At 67.0% G+C, this 21,627-nt stretch carries 17 protein-coding genes; 13 read left to right on the top strand and 4 right to left on the bottom strand.

The window, feature by feature from the left end:
- Positions 1-231 precede the first annotated feature (231 nt).
- The 7 genes from V5F84_RS08925 (at position 232) to V5F84_RS08955 (ending at position 6,221) form a co-directional block, all read left to right on the top strand.
- Positions 232-624, top strand: coding sequence for a hypothetical protein (locus tag V5F84_RS08925; protein WP_394044298.1), 393 nt, complete (start codon positions 232-234; stop codon positions 622-624).
- Between the two features lie 187 nt (positions 625-811).
- Positions 812-1,795, top strand: a complete 984-nt coding sequence (locus V5F84_RS08930; protein WP_394044323.1) for a complex I NDUFA9 subunit family protein — start codon at positions 812-814, stop codon at positions 1,793-1,795.
- A 52-nt stretch (positions 1,796-1,847) separates the two neighbouring features.
- Positions 1,848-2,552 carry a phosphoribosylanthranilate isomerase gene (locus tag V5F84_RS08935; protein WP_394044299.1) on the top strand — a complete coding sequence of 235 codons (705 nt, stop codon included), beginning with the start codon at positions 1,848-1,850 and terminating at the stop codon, positions 2,550-2,552.
- Positions 2,549-3,760 carry a tryptophan synthase subunit beta gene (gene trpB, locus V5F84_RS08940; RefSeq protein WP_394044300.1) on the top strand — a complete coding sequence of 404 codons (1,212 nt, stop codon included), beginning with the start codon at positions 2,549-2,551 and terminating at the stop codon, positions 3,758-3,760. The genes V5F84_RS08935 and trpB overlap by 4 nt, the downstream gene beginning before the upstream one ends.
- Entirely contained in the window at positions 3,757-4,110 is a 354-nt protein-coding gene (locus V5F84_RS08945) for a hypothetical protein (protein WP_394044301.1), read from the top strand. The genes trpB and V5F84_RS08945 overlap by 4 nt, the downstream gene beginning before the upstream one ends.
- A 67-nt stretch (positions 4,111-4,177) precedes the next feature.
- Positions 4,178-5,017 (top strand): tryptophan synthase subunit alpha, encoded by an 840-nt coding sequence (gene trpA / locus V5F84_RS08950; protein WP_394044302.1) that lies wholly within the window; start codon positions 4,178-4,180, stop codon positions 5,015-5,017.
- Between the two features lie 118 nt (positions 5,018-5,135).
- Positions 5,136-6,221, top strand: coding sequence for a linear amide C-N hydrolase (locus V5F84_RS08955; protein WP_394044303.1), 1,086 nt, complete (start codon positions 5,136-5,138; stop codon positions 6,219-6,221).
- A gap of 95 nt (positions 6,222-6,316) precedes the next feature.
- On the opposite strand, the gene mctP is transcribed toward V5F84_RS08955, so the two are convergent.
- Positions 6,317-7,804 carry a monocarboxylate uptake permease MctP gene (gene mctP / locus V5F84_RS08960; RefSeq protein ID WP_394044304.1) on the bottom strand — a complete coding sequence of 496 codons (1,488 nt, stop codon included), beginning with the start codon at positions 7,802-7,804 and terminating at the stop codon, positions 6,317-6,319.
- Entirely contained in the window at positions 7,801-7,968 is a 168-nt protein-coding gene (locus V5F84_RS08965) for a DUF3311 domain-containing protein (RefSeq protein ID WP_394044305.1), read from the bottom strand. The genes mctP and V5F84_RS08965 overlap by 4 nt, the downstream gene beginning before the upstream one ends.
- 261 nt (positions 7,969-8,229) lie before the next feature.
- On the opposite strand from V5F84_RS08965, the gene accD reads away from it, so the two are divergent.
- A complete protein-coding gene (accD, locus tag V5F84_RS08970; RefSeq protein ID WP_394044306.1) occupies positions 8,230-9,123 on the top strand; it encodes an acetyl-CoA carboxylase, carboxyltransferase subunit beta in 894 nt (297 codons plus the stop codon).
- 53 nt (positions 9,124-9,176) lie between these two features.
- Positions 9,177-10,502: a bifunctional folylpolyglutamate synthase/dihydrofolate synthase gene (locus tag V5F84_RS08975; protein WP_394044307.1), complete on the top strand. Its 1,326-nt coding sequence runs from the start codon at positions 9,177-9,179 to the stop codon at positions 10,500-10,502.
- Between the two features lie 31 nt (positions 10,503-10,533).
- Here the strand turns inward: V5F84_RS08975 and V5F84_RS08980 are convergent, their stop codons facing one another.
- Complete coding sequence (locus tag V5F84_RS08980) at positions 10,534-10,776, bottom strand: hypothetical protein (RefSeq protein WP_394044308.1); 243 nt, start codon at positions 10,774-10,776, stop codon at positions 10,534-10,536.
- Between the two features lie 167 nt (positions 10,777-10,943).
- On the opposite strand from V5F84_RS08980, the gene V5F84_RS08985 reads away from it, so the two are divergent.
- Complete coding sequence (locus tag V5F84_RS08985; protein ID WP_394044309.1) at positions 10,944-11,894, top strand: acetyl-CoA carboxylase carboxyltransferase subunit alpha; 951 nt, start codon at positions 10,944-10,946, stop codon at positions 11,892-11,894.
- 177 nt (positions 11,895-12,071) lie between these two features.
- Positions 12,072-13,328, top strand: coding sequence for a L,D-transpeptidase family protein (locus tag V5F84_RS08990; protein WP_394044310.1), 1,257 nt, complete (start codon positions 12,072-12,074; stop codon positions 13,326-13,328).
- A gap of 470 nt (positions 13,329-13,798) precedes the next feature.
- On the opposite strand, the gene secA is transcribed toward V5F84_RS08990, so the two are convergent.
- Positions 13,799-16,576 carry a preprotein translocase subunit SecA gene (secA, locus tag V5F84_RS08995; RefSeq protein ID WP_394044311.1) on the bottom strand — a complete coding sequence of 926 codons (2,778 nt, stop codon included), beginning with the start codon at positions 16,574-16,576 and terminating at the stop codon, positions 13,799-13,801.
- A gap of 466 nt (positions 16,577-17,042) precedes the next feature.
- Here secA and V5F84_RS09000 point away from each other — a divergent pair, with 466 nt between their 5' ends.
- Together V5F84_RS09000 and V5F84_RS09005 are read left to right on the top strand one after the other, a co-directional pair.
- Positions 17,043-18,332, top strand: a complete 1,290-nt coding sequence (locus V5F84_RS09000; protein ID WP_509277190.1) for an efflux RND transporter periplasmic adaptor subunit — start codon at positions 17,043-17,045, stop codon at positions 18,330-18,332.
- A 31-nt stretch (positions 18,333-18,363) separates the two neighbouring features.
- Complete coding sequence (locus V5F84_RS09005; protein WP_394044313.1) at positions 18,364-21,573, top strand: efflux RND transporter permease subunit; 3,210 nt, start codon at positions 18,364-18,366, stop codon at positions 21,571-21,573.
- Positions 21,574-21,627: the final 54 nt, after the last annotated feature.

Here is a 21,627-nt window from a genome sequence, read left to right on the forward strand (position 1 = left end):
GTGTCGGCGCTTATAGGAGCAGGATGGCCGGCAGTCAACTCCAGATCCATCCGTCATGCCAAAGCCGCGCCGATTTGATCCCGCTAAAGGCCGCCATGCCGGATCTTTCCGCTCAATGCCGGTCGTGAGGCTTGCGTCGGCAAGCGTGGTCTACAAAATACAGACGCGCGGAGCGCGGGCGGCATCGCCGCCCTGCGGGCCCGCGCCACCGCACGAAACTCTTTCGGAGGAATGACCATGGTCGCATCCGGCACCGCTGCCAATATCCCCCCGCGCAAGCACCCGCCCGAGACCGCCGTCTCGGATTTCCTGGTGACGCTGAATGCGCTGCTGAAGGACAGCCAATATACCGCCCTTTCCGAAGCGTTCGTTGCCTTCGCGAAGACCCATCCGGGCCTGGACTTCTTCATCGAGGAAGCGATTCCCGCCCGGGTCGCGGACCATGTGCTGAGCAAGACCGGCGCCGCGTCCGCCTTCACGACCTTCACGCTGCAAAATCCCAATTGGGCAGTGGACCTCCAGCGTTCCGCGCTCGATCCGCAGGCTTTCACCCGGATGATCACCGACATCGAGGCCAAGGTGGCTGCGCTCGCCGCCGCCAAGGCCCCGAAGGCGCCGGCCTGATCGGCGCGCCGTTCCGAATCCTGGTTGCGCGGAGCGCCCCAACCGGCGGTCCGCGCCCGAAGGGGGACGAACTGTCCCGCGACGCCGAGGCAACTGGACGAGGCCCCGCGCAATCGCGTATGTCACGCACAAACCTATAGAGCAGGTCGCGGCGTGCGCGCGAGCCGGAGGAATAGGCATGAGCGAAGTGACGGTGGCCGATCGGCCCGTGACGGATAGCCTGGTGACGGTGTTCGGCGGTTCCGGCTTTCTCGGCCGTTATGTGGTGCGCGCCCTGGCCCGCCGCGGCTATCGCATTCGCGTGGCGGTGCGGCGGCCCGATCTTGCGAATTTCCTGCTCCCTTATGGCTATGTGGGCCAGATCCAGCTGGTGCAGGCCAATGTGCGCTTCGCCGATTCGGTGCGCCGGGCGGTGCAGGAGTCCGACATCGTTGTGAATCTCGTGGGCGTGCTGGCCCCGCGCGGCCGCCAGAGCTTCGACGCGGTGCATGTCTATGGTGCCCGCGCCATCGCCACCGCCGCCGCCGAGGTGGGCGCGCGGGTGGTGCATGTCTCGGCCATCGGCGCCGATTCGTCGGCGACCGCCGCTTATGCCCGCACCAAGGGTCTGGGCGAGGAGGCGGTGCGCGCCGCCGTGCCGGACAGCATCATTCTGCGCCCCTCGCTGGTGTTCGGCCCGGAGGACGACTTCTTCAACCGTTTCGCCGCGATGACCCGCTTCGCCTTCGCCCTGCCGTTGATCGGCGGCGGCAAGACGCGCTTCCAGCCGGTGTTCGTGGCGGACGTGGCCGCCGCCGTCGAGCGGGCGGTGGACGGCAAGGCGAAAGCCGCCACGACGTACGAACTCGGCGGGCCGGAAGTGCGCACCTTCCGCGAGCTGATGGAATTGCTGCTGCGGGAAATCGGCAGCCATCGCATCCTGATGGACCTGCCGTTCGGCGTGGCGGACCTGATGGCCCGCGTGCTCGGCTGGGTGCCGGGCGGCAGCGCGCTGCTCACCCGCGACCAGGTGGCGATGCTGCATTTCGACAATGTGGTGTCCGACGCCGCGGTCGCGGAACACCGCACCATCCAGGATCTCGGCATCCTGCCCGCCGCCATGGCGAGTGTGCTGCCGAGCTATCTTTGGCGATTCCGCAAGGCGGGGCAGTTCACCCGCATCGAGACCTGAGGCGGATCTGAAACAAGACAAGGTGCGGCGCGGTGCGCCCGACGGTGGTGAGATGGGCGCGTTGGTTGCGGATGGGCCGAGGCCGGGCATCGAGGTGAAGATCTGCGGCGTCAACAGCGCCGCCGCCCTCGACGCGACGCTGGAGGCCGGCGCCGATCTCGTCGGGTTTGTGCATTTCGCCAGGAGCCCGCGCCATCTCCATTTGTCCGATGCCGCCGCGCTCTCCGCCCAGGTCAACGGCCGCGCCCTGAAGGTGGCGCTGCTGGTCGATCCGGACGACGCCCTGCTCGGCGACATCCTGGAAGCGGTGAAGCCGGATATCCTCCAATTGCACGGGCGCGAGACGGCCGAGCGGGTCGCGGAAATCCGCGCGCGCTTCGGCCTGCCGGTGATGAAGGCGCTCAGCATCGCCCGTGCCGCCGATCTCGATGTCGTCCCTGCCTATGCGGCGGTATCGGACCGCCTGCTGTTCGATGCCAAGCCCGCCCCGGACGATCTTTTGCCCGGCGGCAACGGCCGGGTGTTCGACTGGTCCGTGCTCGACGGCCTTGACCCCGGTCGCCCGATCATGCTTTCGGGTGGTCTGGACCCGGACAATGTGGCGCAGGCGATCGCCCGTGTGCGGGTCGACGGCGTCGATGTCTCCTCCGGCGTTGAAACCGCGCCGGGCGTGAAATCGGCGGAAAAGATCTTTGCCTTCGTCCGCGCCGCGCGCGCGGCGTCCCTTGCCTCCAGGGTGGAAAGTCAAGCCAAGTGACTGCGTTGAATTCCTATCGCACCGGCCCGGACGAGCGCGGTCATTTCGGCATCCATGGCGGGCGTTTCGTCGCCGAGACCCTGATGCCCGCGGTGCTGGAGCTGCAGGCCGCCTATGAGGCGGCCAAGGTCGATCCCGCCTTCAAGGCCGAGATGGACGGCTTTCTCACCCATTATGTGGGGCGGCCCTCGCCGCTCTATTTCGCCGAGCGCCTCACCGCGCATCTCGGCGGCGCGAAAATCTATCTCAAGCGCGAGGAGCTGAACCACACCGGCTCCCACAAGGTGAACAACGTCCTCGGCCAGATCCTGCTCGCCCGCCGCATGGGCAAGAAGCGCATCATCGCGGAGACCGGTGCCGGCCAGCACGGCGTGGCGACGGCGACGCTGTGCGCCCGCTTCGGCCTGGAGTGCGTGGTCTATATGGGCGCGGTGGACGTGGAGCGGCAGAAGCCGAACGTGTTCCGCATGAACATGCTGGGCGCGAGCGTGGTGCCGGTGCAATCGGGCACGCGCACGCTGAAGGATGCCATGAACGAGGCGCTGCGCGACTGGGTCACCAACGTGCACGACACCTTCTATTGCATCGGCACGGTGGCGGGTCCTCACCCCTATCCGGCCATGGTGCGCGACTTCCAGTCGATCATCGGCATCGAGGCGCGGGCGCAGATCCAGGAGATGGAAGGCCGCCTGCCGGATTCCCTGATCGCGGCGGTGGGCGGCGGCTCCAACGCCATCGGCCTGTTCCACGCCTTTCTCGATGATCCCGATGTGGAGATCTACGGCGTCGAGGCGGCGGGCCATGGCATTTCCAGCGGCCAGCATGCGGCCGCCATCATCGGCGGTCGGCCGGGCGTGCTGCACGGCAATCGCACCTATCTGCTGATGGACGACGACGGGCAGATCAAGGATGCCCATTCCATCTCTGCCGGCCTGGATTATCCCGGGATCGGGCCCGAGCATGCCTGGCTGCATGATATCGGCCGGGTGAAATATATTCCCTGCACCGATGCCGAGGCGCTTGAAGGCTTCATGCTGCTGTCGAAGCAGGAAGGCATCATCCCGGCGCTGGAATGCGCGCATGCCGTCGCCAAGGTGATGGAAATCGCGCCCACCAAGCCGAAGGATCATGTCATGATCGTCAATCTGTCGGGCCGCGGCGACAAGGACATCTTTGCCGTGGCGGAGCTTCTGGGGGGCCAGATATGAGATTTACATCTGCTTGCGCGGCCCTGGGTCTTGCCCTTCCGCTGTCTTTTGCCGCTCCGGCCGTGCTGCCCGCCTTCGCGGCGCCGGCCGGCCTCGCCCTGACCACCGGATCGGTGGTCACCGATCCGTCGGGCGCCTTCATCAGCGTGCAGGTGGCCAACAGCGGCACCCTCATGCTGAGCCAGATCGTCGTGACCTGCGATTTCTTCTCCAAGAGCAAGAAGAAGCTCGGCACCTCGTCCACGACGTTGTTTTCCACCTTCCCCGGCCTCACCGGGTCGGATCAGGTGCGCCTGATGGGCGCCACCAGCGCCGCGTCGGCGACCTGCGCCATCACCAGCCCGAACTGAGCGGGTCTCACTTTCCCCGGCCGCGCGCGGCCGGCCCCTTTCGCGGGGGACGAACAAAAGACGCATCATGACCACCCGCATCACCGCCCGTTTCGACACCCTCGCCGCCGAACGCCGTCCCGGCCTCGTCACCTTCATCACGGCGGGCGATCCCGATGCCGCGACCTCATTGGCGATCCTGAAGGCCCTGCCCGCGGCCGGCGCCGACGTGATCGAGCTGGGCGTGCCGTTCACCGATCCCATGGCGGACGGCCCGGCGATCCAGGCCGCCGGCCTGCGTGCGCTCAAGGGCGGGCAGACGCTGGCGAAGACGCTGGCCATGGTGCGCGCCTTCCGCGAGGGCGACGGCGCGACGCCGATCGTGCTGATGGGCTATTACAACCCGATCTATATTTATGGCGTCCCGCGCTTCCTGGCGGATGCGAAGGACGCCGGCGTGGACGGCCTGATCGTCGTCGATCTGCCGCCCGAGGAAGACGACGAACTGTGCCTGCCCGCGCTCGCGGCCGGCCTCGATTTCATCCGCCTCGCCACGCCGACCACGGACGACAAGCGCCTGCCGTCGGTGCTCGCCCATACGGCGGGCTTTGTCTATTACGTCTCGATCACCGGCATCACCGGCTCCGCGACGCCCGACGCCGATCTGGTTTCGGCTGCCGTCGCGCGCATCAAGGGACACACCGACCTGCCGGTGGCGGTGGGCTTCGGCGTGAAGACGCCGGCCCAGGCGGCGGCGATTGCAGCCGGCGCCGACGCCGTGGTGGTGGGCTCGGCCCTGGTGGATGTCGTGCGCACCTCGCTCGACGACGCGGGCGCCGCGACCGCGCAGACCGTTCCGGCCGTGGAAACCCTGGTGCGCGATCTCGCCGCCGCGGTGCGCGGCGTCGCCCGCCAGGCGGCCGAATAGGTCTCCCACGCCGGCCGCAGGCGCGTGCGGGCGGCGGGATCTTGGCGGTGTTGATCCGCCTCATGGCGGCGCGTGCCGGACGGTCGATGCTCCCTCCCGTTCTCATGGGAGGATGGACATGCCCCGCTCGCGCGTCACCCGCTTTATCGCCGCCTTGCTCGCCGGCTCGCTGCTGGCGGCACATCCCGCAGCCGCCTGCACCCGCGCGCTCTATGTCGGGGCCGATGGCCTCGTCATCACCGGCCGCTCGATGGATTGGGCGGAGGATATGCGCACCAATCTCTGGGCTTTTCCCAAAGGCATGGCGCGCGACGGCGCTGCCGGCCCGACGGCGCCGAAATGGGTCTCAAAATACGGCAGCCTGATCGCCTCGGGCTATGATGTGGGCACGGCGGACGGGATCAACGAGGCGGGGCTGGTGGTGAACCTGCTCTATCTCGATGAATCCGACTATGGCCACGACGCCGGCAAGCCGCCCATGTCGATCTCGCTCTGGGCGCAATATGTGCTCGACATGTTCGGCACCGTCTCCGAAGCGGTGGCGGCGCTGGAGGCGGAGCCGTTCCGCATCGTCGCTCCCGTGCTGCCGAACGGCGCCCCGGCGCAACTGCACCTCGCCCTTTCCGACGCCGATGGCGATTCCGCGATCCTCGAATATATCGGCGGCAAGCTCGTCGTTCACCACGGCAAGCAATATCAGGTGATGACCAATTCGCCGACCTTCGACCAGCAACTGGCGCTCAACGCCTATTGGGAGGAGATCGGCGGGCTCACCTTCCTGCCGGGCACGAACCGCGCATCGGATCGCTTTGCCCGGGCCTCGTTCCTCATCCATGCGGTGCCCAAGCAGGCCGATCCGCGCTTCATTTCGGCGGTGCCGGGGCAGAGCTATGCCAATCAGGCGGCGCTCAGCGTGCTCGGGGTCATGCGCAGCGTGGGCGTGCCGCTCGGCATCACCACGCCGAACCAGCCGAACATTTCCTCCTCCCTCTGGCGCACCGTCGCGGACCAGAAGAACAAGGTCTATTTCTTCGATTCCTCCACCAGCCCCAACGCGTTCTGGGTGCCGCTCGCCGACCTCGACCTGAAGGAGGGCGCGCCGGTGAAGAAACTGGTTCTGGAAGGCGGCAAGGTCTATTCCGGCAATGCGGCGGCGCGGTTCGAAGCCGCGACGCCCTTCACCTTCCTGCCGGCGAAGCCGTAAGGCGCGGGAAGCCACAAGGCGGGCCTCGGGCCGGGATCGCTCACCCGGCCCTTAAATCCGTCCCATGCTCCTGCGCCCGGTGCCGTGCGGCCGCCTCAAGCCCGCGCCGTCCGGCGCGGGGCAAGAAGATCGAGCAGCACGGTGCCGAGCGCCGCCACCACCAGATTGGCGGCGAGCGCCAGCAGCCCGACATAGATCGTGTACGACTCGCTGCCGAGGATGACGCGATGCACCGGCACCAGTCCGTCCGAGAAGACGATGAAGGAGCCGCCGCCGATCCCGACCACCCAGCCCGCCAGCAGCGCGCCGGCGCGGAACCAGCGGGTGAACAGGCCGAACACCACCGCCGGGAAGGTCTGGAGAATCCAGAGGCCGCCGAGCAATTGCAGGTCGATGGCGAACTTGGTCGGCAGGAAGATGATGCAGGCGAGCGCGCCCACCTTCACTACCAGCGATACGATCTTGGCCACCTGCGCTTCGCCGGCATCGGTCACCGCCGGGTTCACATAGGCCTTCCACACATTGCGGGTGAACAGGTTTGAGGCGCCGATGGACATCACCGCCGCCGGCACCAGCGCGCCGATGCCGATGGCGGCGAAGGCGAAGCCGGCGAACCAGCTCGGGAACAGGGTCTTGAACAGAACCGGCACCACATCCGTGGGGCTGGTCACCTTCACGCCCGCCGCGTGCGCCATGTAGCCGAGCAAAGCGATCAGGCCCAGCAGCACCGTATAGGCCGGCAGCAGGATCGCGTTCTTGCGGATGGTGTCCGCGCTTTGGGCCGCGAACACGCCGGTCAGGGTGTGGGGATACATGAAGGCGGCGAGCGCCGAGCCGAGCGCAAGCGTCGCGTAGGGCAGCATCTGCTGCGGCTGGAGCGTGAGGCCGGTGGCGCCGCCCTTGGCCGCAAAGGCGAGGTCCGCCGCGTGGAACACGGCGCCATAGCCGCCGAGCACCATCGGCACCAGCACCACCGCCACCAGCACGACCACATAGATCATGATGTCCTTGACGAAGGCGATCAGCGCCGGCGCGCGCAGGCCGGCCGAATAGGTATAGAGCGCGAGGATCAGGAAGGCGGCGATGATCGGGAATTCCCCGGTCAGCCCCATGGCCGAGATCACCGCCTGCATGCCCACCAGCTGAAGCGCGATGTAGGGCATGGTCGCGATGAGCCCGGTGAGCGCGACCACCAGTTCCAGCGCCCGGCTGCCATACATGCCGTGCACCACGTCCGCCGCCGTCACATGGCCGCTGGCATGGGCCACCTTCCACAGCTTCGGCATGACGAGGAAAATGAAGGGATAGACGATGATCGTGTAGGGCAGGGCGAAGAAGCCGTAGGCCCCCACCGCATAGACCAGCGCCGGCACGGCGATGACGGTATAAGCGGTGTAGAAATCGCCGCCCACCAGGAACCAGGTGATCCACACCCCGAACTGGCGGCCGCCGAGGCCCCATTCGTCGAGCTTGGCATGGTTGTCTGCCGCCTTCCAGCGCGAGGCGACGAAGCCCATCACGGTGACGAGCACAAAAAAGAACAGGAAGACCGACAGGGCGGTCCAATCGATGGCGCCGATCATTCCTTGGTCGCCTTATAAACCACATAGGTCAAAAGGGAGGTCAGCGGCACCCAGGCCAGCTGATACCAATAGAAGAACGGGAAGCCGAACAGCTCGGGCAGGCGTTCATTATAGAACGGCACCCACAGCAGCCCGAGGAAGGGCAAGAGCAGGAGGAGTCGCACCCGGGGTAAACCTTCTGGATGACAATCGACGGGCCGCTTAAACCGTTTAGAAAGCACCGTCCAATCAAAAAATCGGGCGTATTTTCATTCCTTAACGGAATAGCGCCTCGCCGCCGTGGTTTCGCCACCATGGGCGCCCAAGCCCTGTCGCGAGATGACGCAAGGGTCGGCGGCGCTCGATTTGCGCAGCGCAGCGCGACCGCACTTCCGTTCCTGCCCGCTCGGTATTACATGGAGCGCGCCACAGCCGGAGCATTCTCCTTGAATTGGATTTCCAACGTCGTCCGCCCGAAGATCCGCGATTTCCTGGCGCGCCGGGATGTGCCGGAGAATCTGTGGGTGAAGTGCCCGGAAACCGGGCAGATGGTGTTCCACAAGGATCTGGAGGCCAATCTCTATGTGATCCCGGGCTCCGGCTATCACATGCGCATGGACGCCACGAAGCGGCTGAAGGCCACCTTCGACGACGGTGCCTATGCGGAGGTCGCGCTTCCCGAGGTCACCATCGACCCGCTGAAGTTCCGCGACGAGCGCCGCTATGCCGACCGCCTCAAGGACGCCCGCACCAAGACCGGCATGCAGGATGCCGTGAAGGTCGCGACCGGCCTGCTGGAAGCCTTGCCGGTGACCATCGCGGTGCAGGATTTCGGATTCATGGGCGGTTCGCTCGGCATGGCCGCCGGCGAGGCGGTGGTGAAGGGGCTCCAGACGGCGGCTGAGAAGGGCACCCCCTTCATCATGTTCGCGGCTTCCGGCGGCGCGCGCATGCAGGAAGGCATTCTTTCCCTGATGCAGATGCCGCGCACCACGGTGGCGATCCAGGAATTGCGCGAGGCCAAGAAGCCTTACATCGTGGTCCTCACCAATCCGACCACCGGCGGCGTCACCGCCTCCTATGCCATGCTGGGTGACATCCAGATTGCCGAACCGGGCGCCCTCATTGGCTTTGCGGGTCCCCGCGTGATCGAGCAGACCATCCGCGAGAAGCTGCCGGACGGTTTCCAGCGGGCGGAATATCTGCGCGAGCACGGCATGATCGACATGGTGGTGCATCGCCACCAGATGCGCGAGACGCTGGGGCGCCTGTGCCGCATCCTGGTGAAGGCGCCGGCCGTGCCGCCCAAGGGGCGTCTGCCGCGCCCCGCCGCAGCCTGATGCCCACCCATCCATTGCGCCGCGCGGCCGAAGCCGCGCAGGGGTAGAAGACGATGTCCCTCTCCCGCCCCGTCGGCGGACCCGACGCCATTCTGGAGCGCCTCGCGGCGCTCCATCCCCAGCGCATCGACTTGTCGCTGGACCGGGTCCACCGTCTGCTTGCCGCGCTCGACCATCCCGAACTGCGCCTGCCGCCCGTGATCCACGTGGCGGGCACCAATGGCAAGGGCTCCACCATCGCCTTCCTGCGCGCGGCGTTGGAGGCGGCGGGCAAGCGCGTGCATGTCTATACCTCGCCCCATCTGGTGCGCTTCAACGAGCGCATCCGCCTCGCCGGCGCGCTGGTGGAGGATGCGGCCCTCTCGGACGCGCTCGACCGGGTGGAAGCGGCCAATGCCGGGGCGCCCATCACCCTGTTCGAGATCACGACGGCGGCCGCCTTCGTCCTGTTCGCCCAGGTGCCGGCGGACGTGCTGCTGCTGGAAGTCGGGCTCGGCGGGCGGCTCGACGCCACCAATGTGGTGGACGCGCCGCTGGCCAGCGTCATCACGCCGCTCTCCATCGACCATGTGGACTTCCTCGGCCCGACGCTGGAGCTGATCGCCGCCGAGAAGGCCGGCATCATCAAGCGCCGCGTGCCGGTCATTGTCGCCGGTCAGCCGGACGAGGCGCTGGCGGTGATTGAGCGCGCCGCCGCGCGCAAGCTCGCGCCCTTGTTCGCGCGGGGCCAGCAATGGACCATGCACGAGGAGGCGGGGCGGCTCGTCTATGCCGACGAGGCGGGCCTCCTCGATTTGCCGCGTCCGCGCCTCATGGGCGCCCACCAGATCGACAATGCCGGGCTTGCGGTGGCGACCTTGCGGGCGCTGCCGCAATTGGGCGTGACCGCCGCCGCCATCGAGGCCGGTCTGCGTGCGGCCGAGTGGCCGGCGCGGCTCCAGCGCCTTGCGCCCGGTCCCCTGACCGCGCGGGCGCCGGCGGACGTGGAAGTGTGGCTCGACGGCGGGCACAACGCCGCCGGCGGCGCCGCGCTTGCCACTGCCTTGGCGGAACTCGAAGAGCGCTATGCGCGCCCCCTGGTGATGATCGTCGGCATGCTGGGGTCCAAGGATGTGACGGCGTTCCTGGCCCCGTTCGCGGGCCTCGCGCGCGAGATCATCGCGGTTCCCGTGCCCGGCGAGCACAAGGGCCTGTCCCCCGAGGAGGTGGCCGCGGCCGCCGCCGCGCTCGGCATGTCCGGCTCGGTGGCGCGCGATGTGGGGGCGGCGCTGGATGGGCTCTCCACCTTTCCCCTCGTGCCGCCGCCCCGGGTGCTGATCGCCGGCTCGCTCTATCTGGCGGGTGCGGTGCTGCAGGAAAACGGCGCCGCCTTGCTCTGAAGGATCCCGCGCGCCGCGCCGCGACGTGCGGTCAGCCGGAGGTCGCATCCTCGTTCGGCCGATGGGGATCGGGCAGGGCGCCGGTGCCGGGTGTCTTGGCGGGATCGGTCAGGGCCGGGTCCGCATGGGGGCCTGCCGCCGGCTTGGCGTGGGGGCCTGCGGCCGGCTTGGCGGCGGCCTTGCCGGCGGGCTTCGACGGGGGCGGGTTGTTTCCGCTGGCGCCCGTGCCGGGCTTGCTCTCGTCGCGGGCGGGGTCTCGCGGTGACGCGGGCATGCGGGGTTCTCCTCTGTAATCCATTGGGATATAACGCGGGCGGACACATCCGGTTGCCTCGGCGGCAGGCGCACCTTGACTTACCGCGCCGCGAAGAGCAGCTTCCGGCCGCGCCATGAGGTGCCGGACGGTTCCGTCCACTCGTTCCCCAAAACCCACGGACAGGCATGCGCAGCTATTTGGACTTCGAGAAGCCGGTGGCCGAGCTCGAGGCGAAGGTGGAAGAACTGCGGGCACTTTCGAGCGGGGACGGCGTCGCCATTGCCGACGACGTGACGCGCCTTGAGGCCAAGGCCGCGGATGCCCTGGCGCAGCTCTATTCCACCCTCACCCCCTGGCAGAAGACCCTCGTGGCGCGCCATCCCGCGCGGCCGCATTTCGGCGATTTCGCCAAGGGCCTGTTCGACGAATTCACCCCCATGGCGGGGGATCGCAAGTATGGCGAGGACGAAGCCATCATCGGCGGCTTCGCGCGCTTCCGGGGCGAGCCCGTGTGCGTGATCGGCCATGAGAAGGGCTCCACCACGGAAACCCGCATCCGTCACAATTTCGGCATGGCGCGGCCCGAGGGCTATCGCAAGGCCGCGCGCCTGATGGAGCTGGCGGACCGCTTCAACCTGCCCATGATCGCGCTGGTGGATACCGCCGGCGCCTATCCCGGCATCGGCGCCGAGGAGCGCGGGCAGGCCGAGGCTATTGCCCGGTCCACCGACGCCTGCCTCGCGCTCGGCGCGCCCAATGTGGCGGTGGTGATCGGCGAGGGGGGCTCCGGCGGCGCCATCGCCATCGCCACGGCCAACACCGTCTTGATGCTGGAGCACGCCATCTACAGCGTGATCTCGCCCGAGGGCGCGGCCTCCATCCTGTGGCGCGACACCGCCAAGGCGCAGGAGGCGGCGACCAACATGAAGATCACCGCCCAGGACCTGGTGCGTTTCGGCGTCGTCGATTCGATCATCAAGGAGCCCACCGGCGGCGCCCATCGCGACCCCAAGGCCGCCATCGCCGCGACCGGGGATGCCATCGCCGAGGCGCTGAGCGGCATGGCCGGGATGGATGCGACTGCGGTGCGGAAGGCGCGGCGCGCCAAGTTCCTGGCGATCGGCCGCACGCTCTAGAGGTGGACACCGGCCGCTTTGTCTGGAACCATCTCATATTGGCCGCAATTCGCCGGTCTTGTGCGGCTAAGGGGCGCTAATTTATCGCTTTTTCGCCATCTTATGGTAACGCGCCGTCAAGGGTGGACCTTGCATCATGGCTCTTAGTGCGCCCGAAACGGACCTTGGAGTTCTGCGTTGAGCCGTCCGCTTCCCTTCTTTTCCCGTCTCCGGCTCGCGGCCCTGGCCGCCACCGCCGCGGTGGTCCTCGCCGGCTGCAACGGGCAGGGCGATCTGTCCCAGCGCGCCAAGCAGCCGCTGTCCCCGCAGATGGTCTCCCTGATCCAGGAAAAGGGCATGACGCCCTCCAGCCCGATCCTGGTGCGCCTCTTCAAGCAGGAATCCGAGCTTGAGGTCTGGAAGGAAAAGACCGACGGCACCTATGCGCTGCTGAAGACCTATCCGATCTGCCGCTGGTCGGGCGAGCTTGGCCCGAAGGTGAAGATGGGCGACCGTCAGGCGCCCGAGGGCTTCTATGCCATCACCCCGGCGCTGATGAATCCCAATTCCAATTATTATCTGGCGATCAACACCGGCTTTCCCAACGCGTTCGACAAGTCCTACGGCCGCACCGGCGAATTCCTGATGATCCACGGGGATTGCTCCTCGTCGGGCTGCTACGCCATGACCGACCAGCAGATCGCCGAGATTTTCGCGTTGGCGCGCGAGAGCTTCGCCGGCGGCCAGCGCTCGTTCCAGCTCCAGGCCATGCCGTTCCGCATGACGCCGAAGAACCTCGCCCGCCACCGCACCAACCCGAACATGGCGTTCTGGCGTAACCTCAAGGAAGGCTACGACAGCTTCGAGGTGACGAAGCAGGAGCCGAAGGTCAACGTGTGCGACCGGCACTATGTGTTCAACGCCCAGGTGGAAGGCGGGCGCGGCTTCGACGCCTCGGCTCCCTGCCCGAGCTATACGGTGCCCGCCGAGATCGCCGGCGCCGTCGCCGCCAAGCGCATGGCCGACGACCAGCAGATCGCCGCTCTGTCCAACTCGCTGCCCGTGGCGCCGGTGAAGACCGGCACCGACGGCGGCATGCACCCGGTGTTCCTCGCCAAGTTCCGTCCCGTCGGCGCCGAGGCGAACGATGCCACGGTGGATGTGAACGGGCCGCCGCCCGGCGAGATGCCCGAGACCACGCGCCCGCCGGGCGTCTCGCCCGAGGCCCAGCTGGCCGAGGCGGGGGGACCCGTGCGTCCCGGGGCGAATGCCTCCACGGCCTCTGCGAGTTTCGCGCCCACCACCTCCGCCACTTCCTCGCCCGCCGGCAGCGGGCCGCGTGTCGGATCGGCGCAGCAGACCGCCAGCCTGAACGGGCAGAACGTCGCCTCCGCGCCGGTCCTGCAAGGCTCCACGACCATCGTCACGCCGGGCGCGTTCTCCAGCGCGCGCTAGGGTCGATCGCCGTTCCTCCACCGCGGCACGGCCGGGCGCGTCCCGGCCCTCCCACGGCGCGCCGGCGCTCCCGATGCAGGCTTGCAGCGCCTGCGAGGCCTGCGGCCCAGGCCTGTCGATCGGTCCTCGGGCGCGTCGATTTTCCCGCCGCAAGGCCCCGCCGGCGCCCGTCGGGAGGCGAAATGTTTCACGTGAAACAATGACTTGGCGCAGACGAAGAGTGGTTTACTGGCGCTTCACCGCGGGTCTTCGGCGCACAGAACCGGCATTTCGGGCGAACGTTCGCCCAGGATGAATCCGGAGCGCCGCTCCGGTTCGGTTTCGCCGGCGCGACCCTTTCCGCCCGTTCCGCGATCCGCATCCCTGGGATAATCGCCAGTCGACGCCCGTTCGCCCGCGCGGCCGCGCCCAGAACGCAAAAACGCCCGGCTTGGCACCGGGCGTTTTCGTTCACAGGGGAGACGCCAGCCTCAGGCGAAGCGGCCGTGGCAGTGCTTGTACTTCTTGCCGGAGCCGCAGGGGCAATTCTCGTTGCGGCCCACCTTGCCCCAGCTCGCGGGATCGTTGGGATCGCGCGCGGCGACCGCGACGTCGCCGGCGATCTCCGGCCGGGGCCGGGTGCCGATGGCGGCGGCGGAGGCGGAAAATTCATCCTCGCCCGTGGTGGCGTCGATATGGTGCGCTTCCATGGCCGGCAGCGCCTCTTCCGGCGGCGGGGAGGTGACGATCTCCACCCGCATCAGCTGCGAGGTGACGATCTCGCGCAGGCGCCCCAGCATGGCGGAGAACAGCTGGAAGGCTTCGGACTTGTATTCGTTCAGCGGGTCGCGCTGGGCATAGCCGCGCAGGCCCACCACCTGGCGCAGATGGTCCAGCATGGCGATGTGCTCGCGCCACAGATGGTCCAGGGTCTGGAGCAGGATCGACTTCTCGATATAGCGCATGAGGTCGGGGCCATACTGGCCCGCCTTGCCCGCCATCCATTCGTCGGCGCGGCGGATGATGCGCTCGGTGACTTCCGGCCCGGCGATGCCTTCTTCCTGCGCCCAGGCTTCCACCGGCAGGTCGAGGGTCAGCACGTCGCGGACGGCGAAGTCCAGGCCCTTCACATCCCATTGCTCGGGATAGGAGTTTTCCGGAATATATTTGGCGACGAGGTCGGTGATGACCGAGTGGCGCATGTCCTCCACGGTCTCGGCGATATCGGCGTCGTTCATCAGGTCGAGCCGCTGCTCGAACACCACCTTGCGCTGATCGTTCAGAACGTCGTCATATTTGAGGACGTTCTTGCGCATGTCGTAATTGCGCGCCTCGACCTTCTGCTGGGCCTTCTCCAACGCCTTGTTGATCCAGGAATGGATGATGGCCTCGCCTTCCTTGAGGCCGAGCTTCTGGAGCATGCCGTCCAGCCGGTCGGACCCGAAGATGCGCATCAGATCGTCGTCGAGGGAGAGGAAGAATTTGGAGCGGCCGGGGTCGCCCTGGCGGCCGGAGCGGCCGCGCAGCTGGTTGTCGATGCGGCGGCTTTCGTGGCGCTCGGTGCCGAGCACGCACAACCCGCCGGCGGCCAGCGCCTTCTGCTTCATCTCGGCGACTTCCGCGCGGATGCGCGCTTCCGCCTCGGCCCGCTCGGGCCCCTCGGGCAGATGCTGCAATTCCTGCGCGACGCGCATCTCCACATTGCCGCCGAGCTGGATGTCGGTGCCGCGGCCGGCCATGTTGGTGGCGATGGTGATGGCGCCGGGCACGCCGGCCTGGGAGACGATATAGGCTTCCTGCTCGTGATAGCGGGCATTCAGCACCGCGAACGCCTTCTCGTGCCCGTGGCCGCTGAACGCGGCGGGGTCTGAGAAGTCCTTCTGCTTCAGGCCCGCCTGCTTGAGCATCTCGGCCAGCAGCTCGGATTTCTCGATCGAGGTGGTGCCCACCAGCACGGGCTGGCCGCGCTCGGCGCAATCCTTGATGACCTCGATGATGGCGGCATATTTCTCGTTGGCGGTGCGATACACCTCGTCGTCATCGTCCTTGCGGGCGATGGGAACGTTGGTGGGCACTTCCACGACGTCGAGCTTGTAGATGTCGCCGAACTCGGCCGCCTCGGTATTGGCGGTGCCGGTCATGCCGCCGAGCTTCTCGTAGAGGCGGAAATAATTCTGGAAGGTGATGGAGGCCAGCGTCTGGTTCTCGGGCTGAACCTGGACGTGCTCCTTGGCTTCCAGGGCCTGGTGCAGGCCTTCCGAATAGCGGCGGCCGGGCATCATGCGGCCGGTGAATTCGTCGATGATGACGACTTCATTGTTGCGGACGATATAGTCCTTGTCGCGCTGGAACAGCGTGTGGGCCCGCAACGCCTGGTTGACGTGGTGCACCACCGACACGTTCTCGATGTCGTAGAGCGAGGTGGATTTCAGCAAATCGGCGGCGGAGAGCATCTGCTCCATCTTCTCCATGCCGGCTTCGGTCATGGAGACGCTGCGCTGCTTCTCGTCCACCTCATAGTCGTCCTTGGTGAGGCGGGGGATATAGGTGTTGATCGTGTTGTAGAAATCCGAGCGGTCGTCGAGCGGGCCGGAAATGATGAGCGGCGTGCGCGCCTCGTCGATGAGGATCGAATCCACTTCGTCGACGATGGCGTAGAAATGCCCGCGCTGCACCATGTGCGCGCGGTCGTATTTCATATTGTCGCGCAGATAGTCGAAGCCCAGCTCGTTGTTGGTGGCATAGGTGACGTCGCTGGCATAGGCGGCGCGGCGCTGGTCGTCGTCCAGGCCGTGGACGATGATGCCGGTGGTGAGGCCGAGGAAATTATAGACCTTCGCCATCCATTCGGCGTCGCGCCGGGCGAGGTAGTCATTCACCGTCACCACGTGCACGCCCTTGCCGGCGAGCGCGTTGAGATAGACCGGCAGGGTGGCGACCAGGGTCTTGCCCTCGCCGGTCTTCATTTCGGCGATGTCGCCATTGTGCAGCACCATGCCGCCGATCAGCTGCACGTCGAACGGGCGCAGGCCGAGCACGCGCTTGGCCGCCTCGCGCACGGTGGCGAAGGCGGGCACCAGCAGGTCGTCCAGCTTCTTGCCGGCGGCGAGCTGGGCGCGGAATTCGGCCGTGCGCGCGCGCAGCTGATCGTCCGAAAGCGCGGAGATTTCGGGTTCGAGCGCGTTGATCGCCGCCACCATGGGGCGAAATCCGCGGACCATGCGGTCGTTCGCGGAGCCGAAGATCTTGCGGGCAAGTCCACCTAGCATCGTGACGTCTCTATTCCGTCCCGTCTCTTGTAGCGGAGGGGCGGAGACGGGCCGCCGGACCCTCCGGTCCATGAACTCGCCTTTCGACACGCGCAATGCGGCGCCAGCAAGTCCACGCTTGATATTCGCTTCACCCGGGGCCGAGCGCGCCCACGTCCGGCTGAAAGGCCGTCACGGTGCACGAGCCCATCCAGGATACGACGGGAGACTTATGAACGGGTCGCAGGCTTGTCAATGAGAGCCGGCCGCGCGGCGCCGCTTCCGGGGCGTTATTCCCCTCCGGCAGAGGCGGCGTCGCGAATTTAACCTGGGTTCCCGCACTGCGGCGGATGGCCTGTCATGGACTTGTCCGAGGGTGCTAAGTAGTATCCCGCACGATTGAGGTCCCGGGGGATTTGCGATGATGGGGCGGGTAACGCGTGTTTGCCGCGTCGGCTTGAATGCTGGCTTGCGCGCAGGCTTGAGTATGGCTGAAACTCCGGCCCGGATCGCGCTCGCGCTGCCGGTGATCGCCGTGGCGCTCGCAGGGTGCGAGGAGAAGAACACCTACGTCGCCCCGCCGCCGCCCAGCGTCACCGTCGCCGAAGCGACCTCCCAGCCCGTGGTGCGCTATCTCGAACTGACCGGCAACACCGCCTCGATCAATACGGTCGACCTCAACGCCCGCGTCCAGGGCTTCCTGACCGACATCAAATATAAGGACGGCGCCCTGGTGAAGAAGGGCACCGTCCTGTTCGTGATCGAGCAGGACCAGTACAAGGCCGACGTGGCCCAGGCCCAGGCGACGCTCTCCGCGAACCAGGCGCTCCAGGTCCAGGCCGAGGCCGAGTTCAACCGGCAGAATCAGCTCGCCAAGCAGGACTTCGCCTCCCAGGCCACCCTCGACCAGGCCCGCGCCAAGCGCGACCAGGCGGTGGCGAACGTGCAGAACGCCCAGGCCGCCCTGGACATCGCCAAGATCAATCTCGGCTACACCGAGGTGACCGCGCCGTTCGATGGCGTGGTGACCGCCCATCTCCAGGACGTCGGCGCCCTGGTCGGCTACAGCGGCCCCACCAAGCTTGCCACCATCGTCGAGGTGAACCCCATCTATGTGTGGTTCTCGCTCTCCGAAACCCAGGTGCTGAACATCAAGGAAGGCCTCGCCAAGCAGGGCCGGACCTTGCAGTCGGTGGCGCAGGACCTCGCCAACATCCCGGTGGAGATCGGCTTGCAGACCGAGCAGGGCTATCCCCACGCCGGCAAGCTCGACTACGTCTCCCCGCAGGTCGATCCCAATACCGGCACGCTGACCGTGCGCGGCATCTTCGACAACAAGGAGCTGGCGCTGATTCCCGGCCTGTTCGCCCGCGTGCGCCTGCCGCTCGGCCCCGCCAGCGACATGGTGGTGGTCAATGACGCGGCCATCGGCACCAATCAGAGCGGCAGCTATGTGCTGACCGTGGATGCCTCCGGCAAGGTGTCGGAGCAGGTGATCCATCTCGGCCAGCTGCAGGACAACGGGTTGCGCGCGCTCGCGTCGGGCCTCACGGCGGGAACCCAGGTGGTGGTCAACGGCCTCCAGCGGGCCGTGCCCGGTTCGAAGGTCACGGTGGAGAAGGGGAGCATGACCCCGGCGCCGCAGAAGAAGCCCATCACGCCGGCGATGAACACGCCGCCGAGCCCGTCCGCGACCACCTCCACCTCCGCGCCCGCTTCGACGGCTGCGCCTGCGGCCGCGACTCCGGTCGCGCCCCCTGCGGCACCCAAGAACTGACGGCCGATCCCTCGAACCACAGGCGGCGAACATGATCTCGCGCTTTTTCATCGAGCGACCGGTCCTTGCCAACGTCCTCGCTCTGCTTTTCGTCCTGATCGGCGCTGTCTGCCTGATCCGCCTGCCGGTGGCGCAATATCCCAATATCGTGCCGCCGACCGTCACGGTGACCACCAGCTATCCGGGTGCGAGCGCCAAGACCATCGTCGATACGGTGGCGCTGCCCATCGAGCAGCAGGTCAACGGCGTCCAGGACATGCTGTACATGCAGTCCTGGGCGGCCAGCGACGGCACCTACACGCTGGTGGTGACCTTCGCCATCGGCACCGACCCGAACATGGCGCAGGTGCTGGTGCAGAACCGCGTCTCCATCGCCATGGCCTCGCTGCCCTCGGCGGTGGCGACCCAGGGCGTCACGGTGCTCCAGAAGGGCACCTCGATCCTGGAATTCGTCGCGCTGACCTCGCCCGACGGGCGCTATGACGGCCTGTTCCTCTCCAACTACGCCGCCATCTATGTCCAGAACGAGCTGGCCCGCCTGAGCGGCGTCGGCAACGTGCTCATCTTCGGCGCCGGCGACTATGCCATGCGCGTCTGGATGGATCCGGACAAGATGCAGTCCGTGGGCCTGACGCCTTCGGACGTGGTCAATGCCATCAAGGGCCAGAGCCAGGAAGTCACCGCCGGCCAGGTGGGCATGCCGCCGGCGCCGGCGGGCACGAACTTCCAATATACGGTCAATATCCAGGGCCGCCTGAACGATGTCCCGGACTATGAGAACATCATCGTCAAGGTGGACAACCAGAACGGCGGGCGCATCCTGCGCGTGAAGGACATCGGCCGCGTCGAGCTGGGGGCGCAGAGCTACAGCAAGACCTTCCAGCTGGACAACAAGCCGGCCACCGGCATCGCCATCTTCCAATTGCCCGACGCCAACGCGCTCGACGTCGCGGCGGCGGTCAAGGCGAAGATGGAGCAGCTGAAGACCTCCTTCCCCGAAGGGGTCGCCTATACCGTCCCCTTCGACACCACGCTGTTCGTCGCCGCCTCCATCGGCGAGGTGTACAAGACGCTCTATGAAGCGGGCATCCTGGTGCTCGTCGTCATCATCCTGTTCCTGCAGGATTGGCGCGCCACCCTGGTGCCGGCGACCACGGTGCCGGTGACCATCATCGGCGCCTTCGCCGCCATGGCGGCCATGGGCTTCACCATCAACCTGTCCACGCTGTTCGCGCTCATCCTCGCCATCGGCATCGTCGTGGACGACGCCATCGTGATCGTGGAGGGCGTGGCGCGCCACATCGAGGAGGGGATGGAAGGCCAGCCGGCCGCCGAAAAGGCCATGGACGAATTGTTCGGCCCGGTCATCGGCATCACGCTGGTGCTGATGTCGGTGTTCCTGCCGGCCTCGTTCATCCCCGGCCTGACGGGCGAGATGTTCAAGCAATTCGCGCTGGTCATCGCCGCCACGGCCTTCATCTCGGCCATCAACGCCGCGACCCTGAAGCCCACCCAGTGCGCCCTGTGGCTGCGCAAGCCGACGCCGCCGGAAAAGCGCAACGTGGTCTATCGCGGCTTCAACGCCATCTATGACCGCTGCGAACGGGCCTATACCGGCCTGATCTCGCGCATGGTGCATGTTTCCGGCCTCATGGTGCTGGTGGCGCTGGCGCTGATCGCGCTCGCCGGCTACGGCTTGACCCGCGTGCCCACCTCGTTCCTGCCCATCGAGGACCAGGGCTATGTGGTGCTCGCGGTGCAATTGCCCGACGGCGCCTCCACCGAACGCACCCAGGCGATCGTCGAACGCGCCTCGGACATCTCCCAGAAGACCCCGGGCGTGAAGGTGGTGCTCGGCATCACCGGCATCTCGGCGCTGGACAATAACGCCACCCTCAGCAGCGCCGGCGTGCTCTATCTGACGTTCGACGACTGGAGCGTGCGCGCAAAGCACGAGGGCCAGGACCTCCTGTCCATCTACACCCACCTGAACACGGAACTGGGCAAGATCCAGGAAGCCAGCATCGCGGTGCTCGTGCCCCCGGCCATCCAGGGCATCGGCAATGCCGCCGGCTTCACCATGCAGCCGCAGATCCGCGACGGCAATTTCGACTATGTGCTGCTGGACCGCGTGGCCAATGCGATCATCGAGAAGGGGGAGGCGCAATCCTCCCTGTCGCATCTGTCCACCTCGTTCCGGGTCGGCGCGCCGCAATTGCAGGTGGACGTCAACCGCATCAAGGCGGAGACGCTGGGCGTCACGGTGAACCAGGTGTTCACCGCGGTCTCCACCTTTGTGGGCTCGGCCTACGTCACCCAGATCAACAAGTTCGGCAATGTGTTCCAGGTCTATGCCCAGGCCGAATCCAAGGCCCGCATCTCGCCGGAGGATCTGAACAATCTGAAGGTGAAGGCGGCCAATGGCACCATGGTGCCGCTGGGGACCTTGATCGACATCCGCGTCATCCCCGGCGCGCCGCTGATCTCGCTGTATAATCTGTACCCGACCGCCACCATCGTCGGCACCAATGCCCCGGGTTTCTCCTCCGGCCAGGCGCTGAGCGTGATGGAGCAGATCGCCAGCGCCACCTTGCCGCCGGGCATGGGCTTCGAATGGACCGCCATGTCCTACCAGGAGAAGCAGGTCGGCTCGCAGATGTACTATGTCTTCGCGCTGGCCATCCTGCTGGTCTACATGGTGCTCGCCGGCCAGTATGAAAGCTGGATCCAGCCCCTGTCGGTGATCCTGGCGGTGCCTCTGGCGCTGCTGGGCACGGTGGGCGCGCTGGTGGGGCTCGGGATCGCGAACAATCTCTACACCCAGATCGGCCTCGTGCTGCTGATCGCGCTTGCCTCCAAGAACGCCATCCTGATCGTCGAATATGCCCGCGAGAAACGGGCGGAGGGCATGGGCATCATGGAAGCGGCGGTGGAGGCCTCGCGCCTGCGGTTCCGGCCGATCCTGATGACCTCGTTCGCCTTCATCCTCGGCGTGCTGCCGCTGGTGTTCGCGACCGGGGCGGGCGCCAATTCGCGCAAGTCCATCGGCATCGCGGTGGTGAGCGGCATGCTCGCCTCCACCTGCCTTGCGGTGCTGTTCGTGCCGTCCTTCTACACGGTGCTCCAGCGCTTCGAGGAAAAGTACATGGGCAAGAAGAAGAAGCCTCACGGCGCGCCGGAAAGCGACGGTCCCGCCGCGCCCCCGGCAGGCCCGGTTTCCGGCCATCCCGCATCCGCCTGATGCGAGGACGGGCAGGGCCGCCCGCGCGGCCCTGCCTCAAAATGAGGCAATGCG

This window comes from Roseixanthobacter liquoris (assembly GCF_043195135.2).
Taxonomy (GTDB): domain Bacteria; phylum Pseudomonadota; class Alphaproteobacteria; order Rhizobiales; family Xanthobacteraceae; genus NCEH01.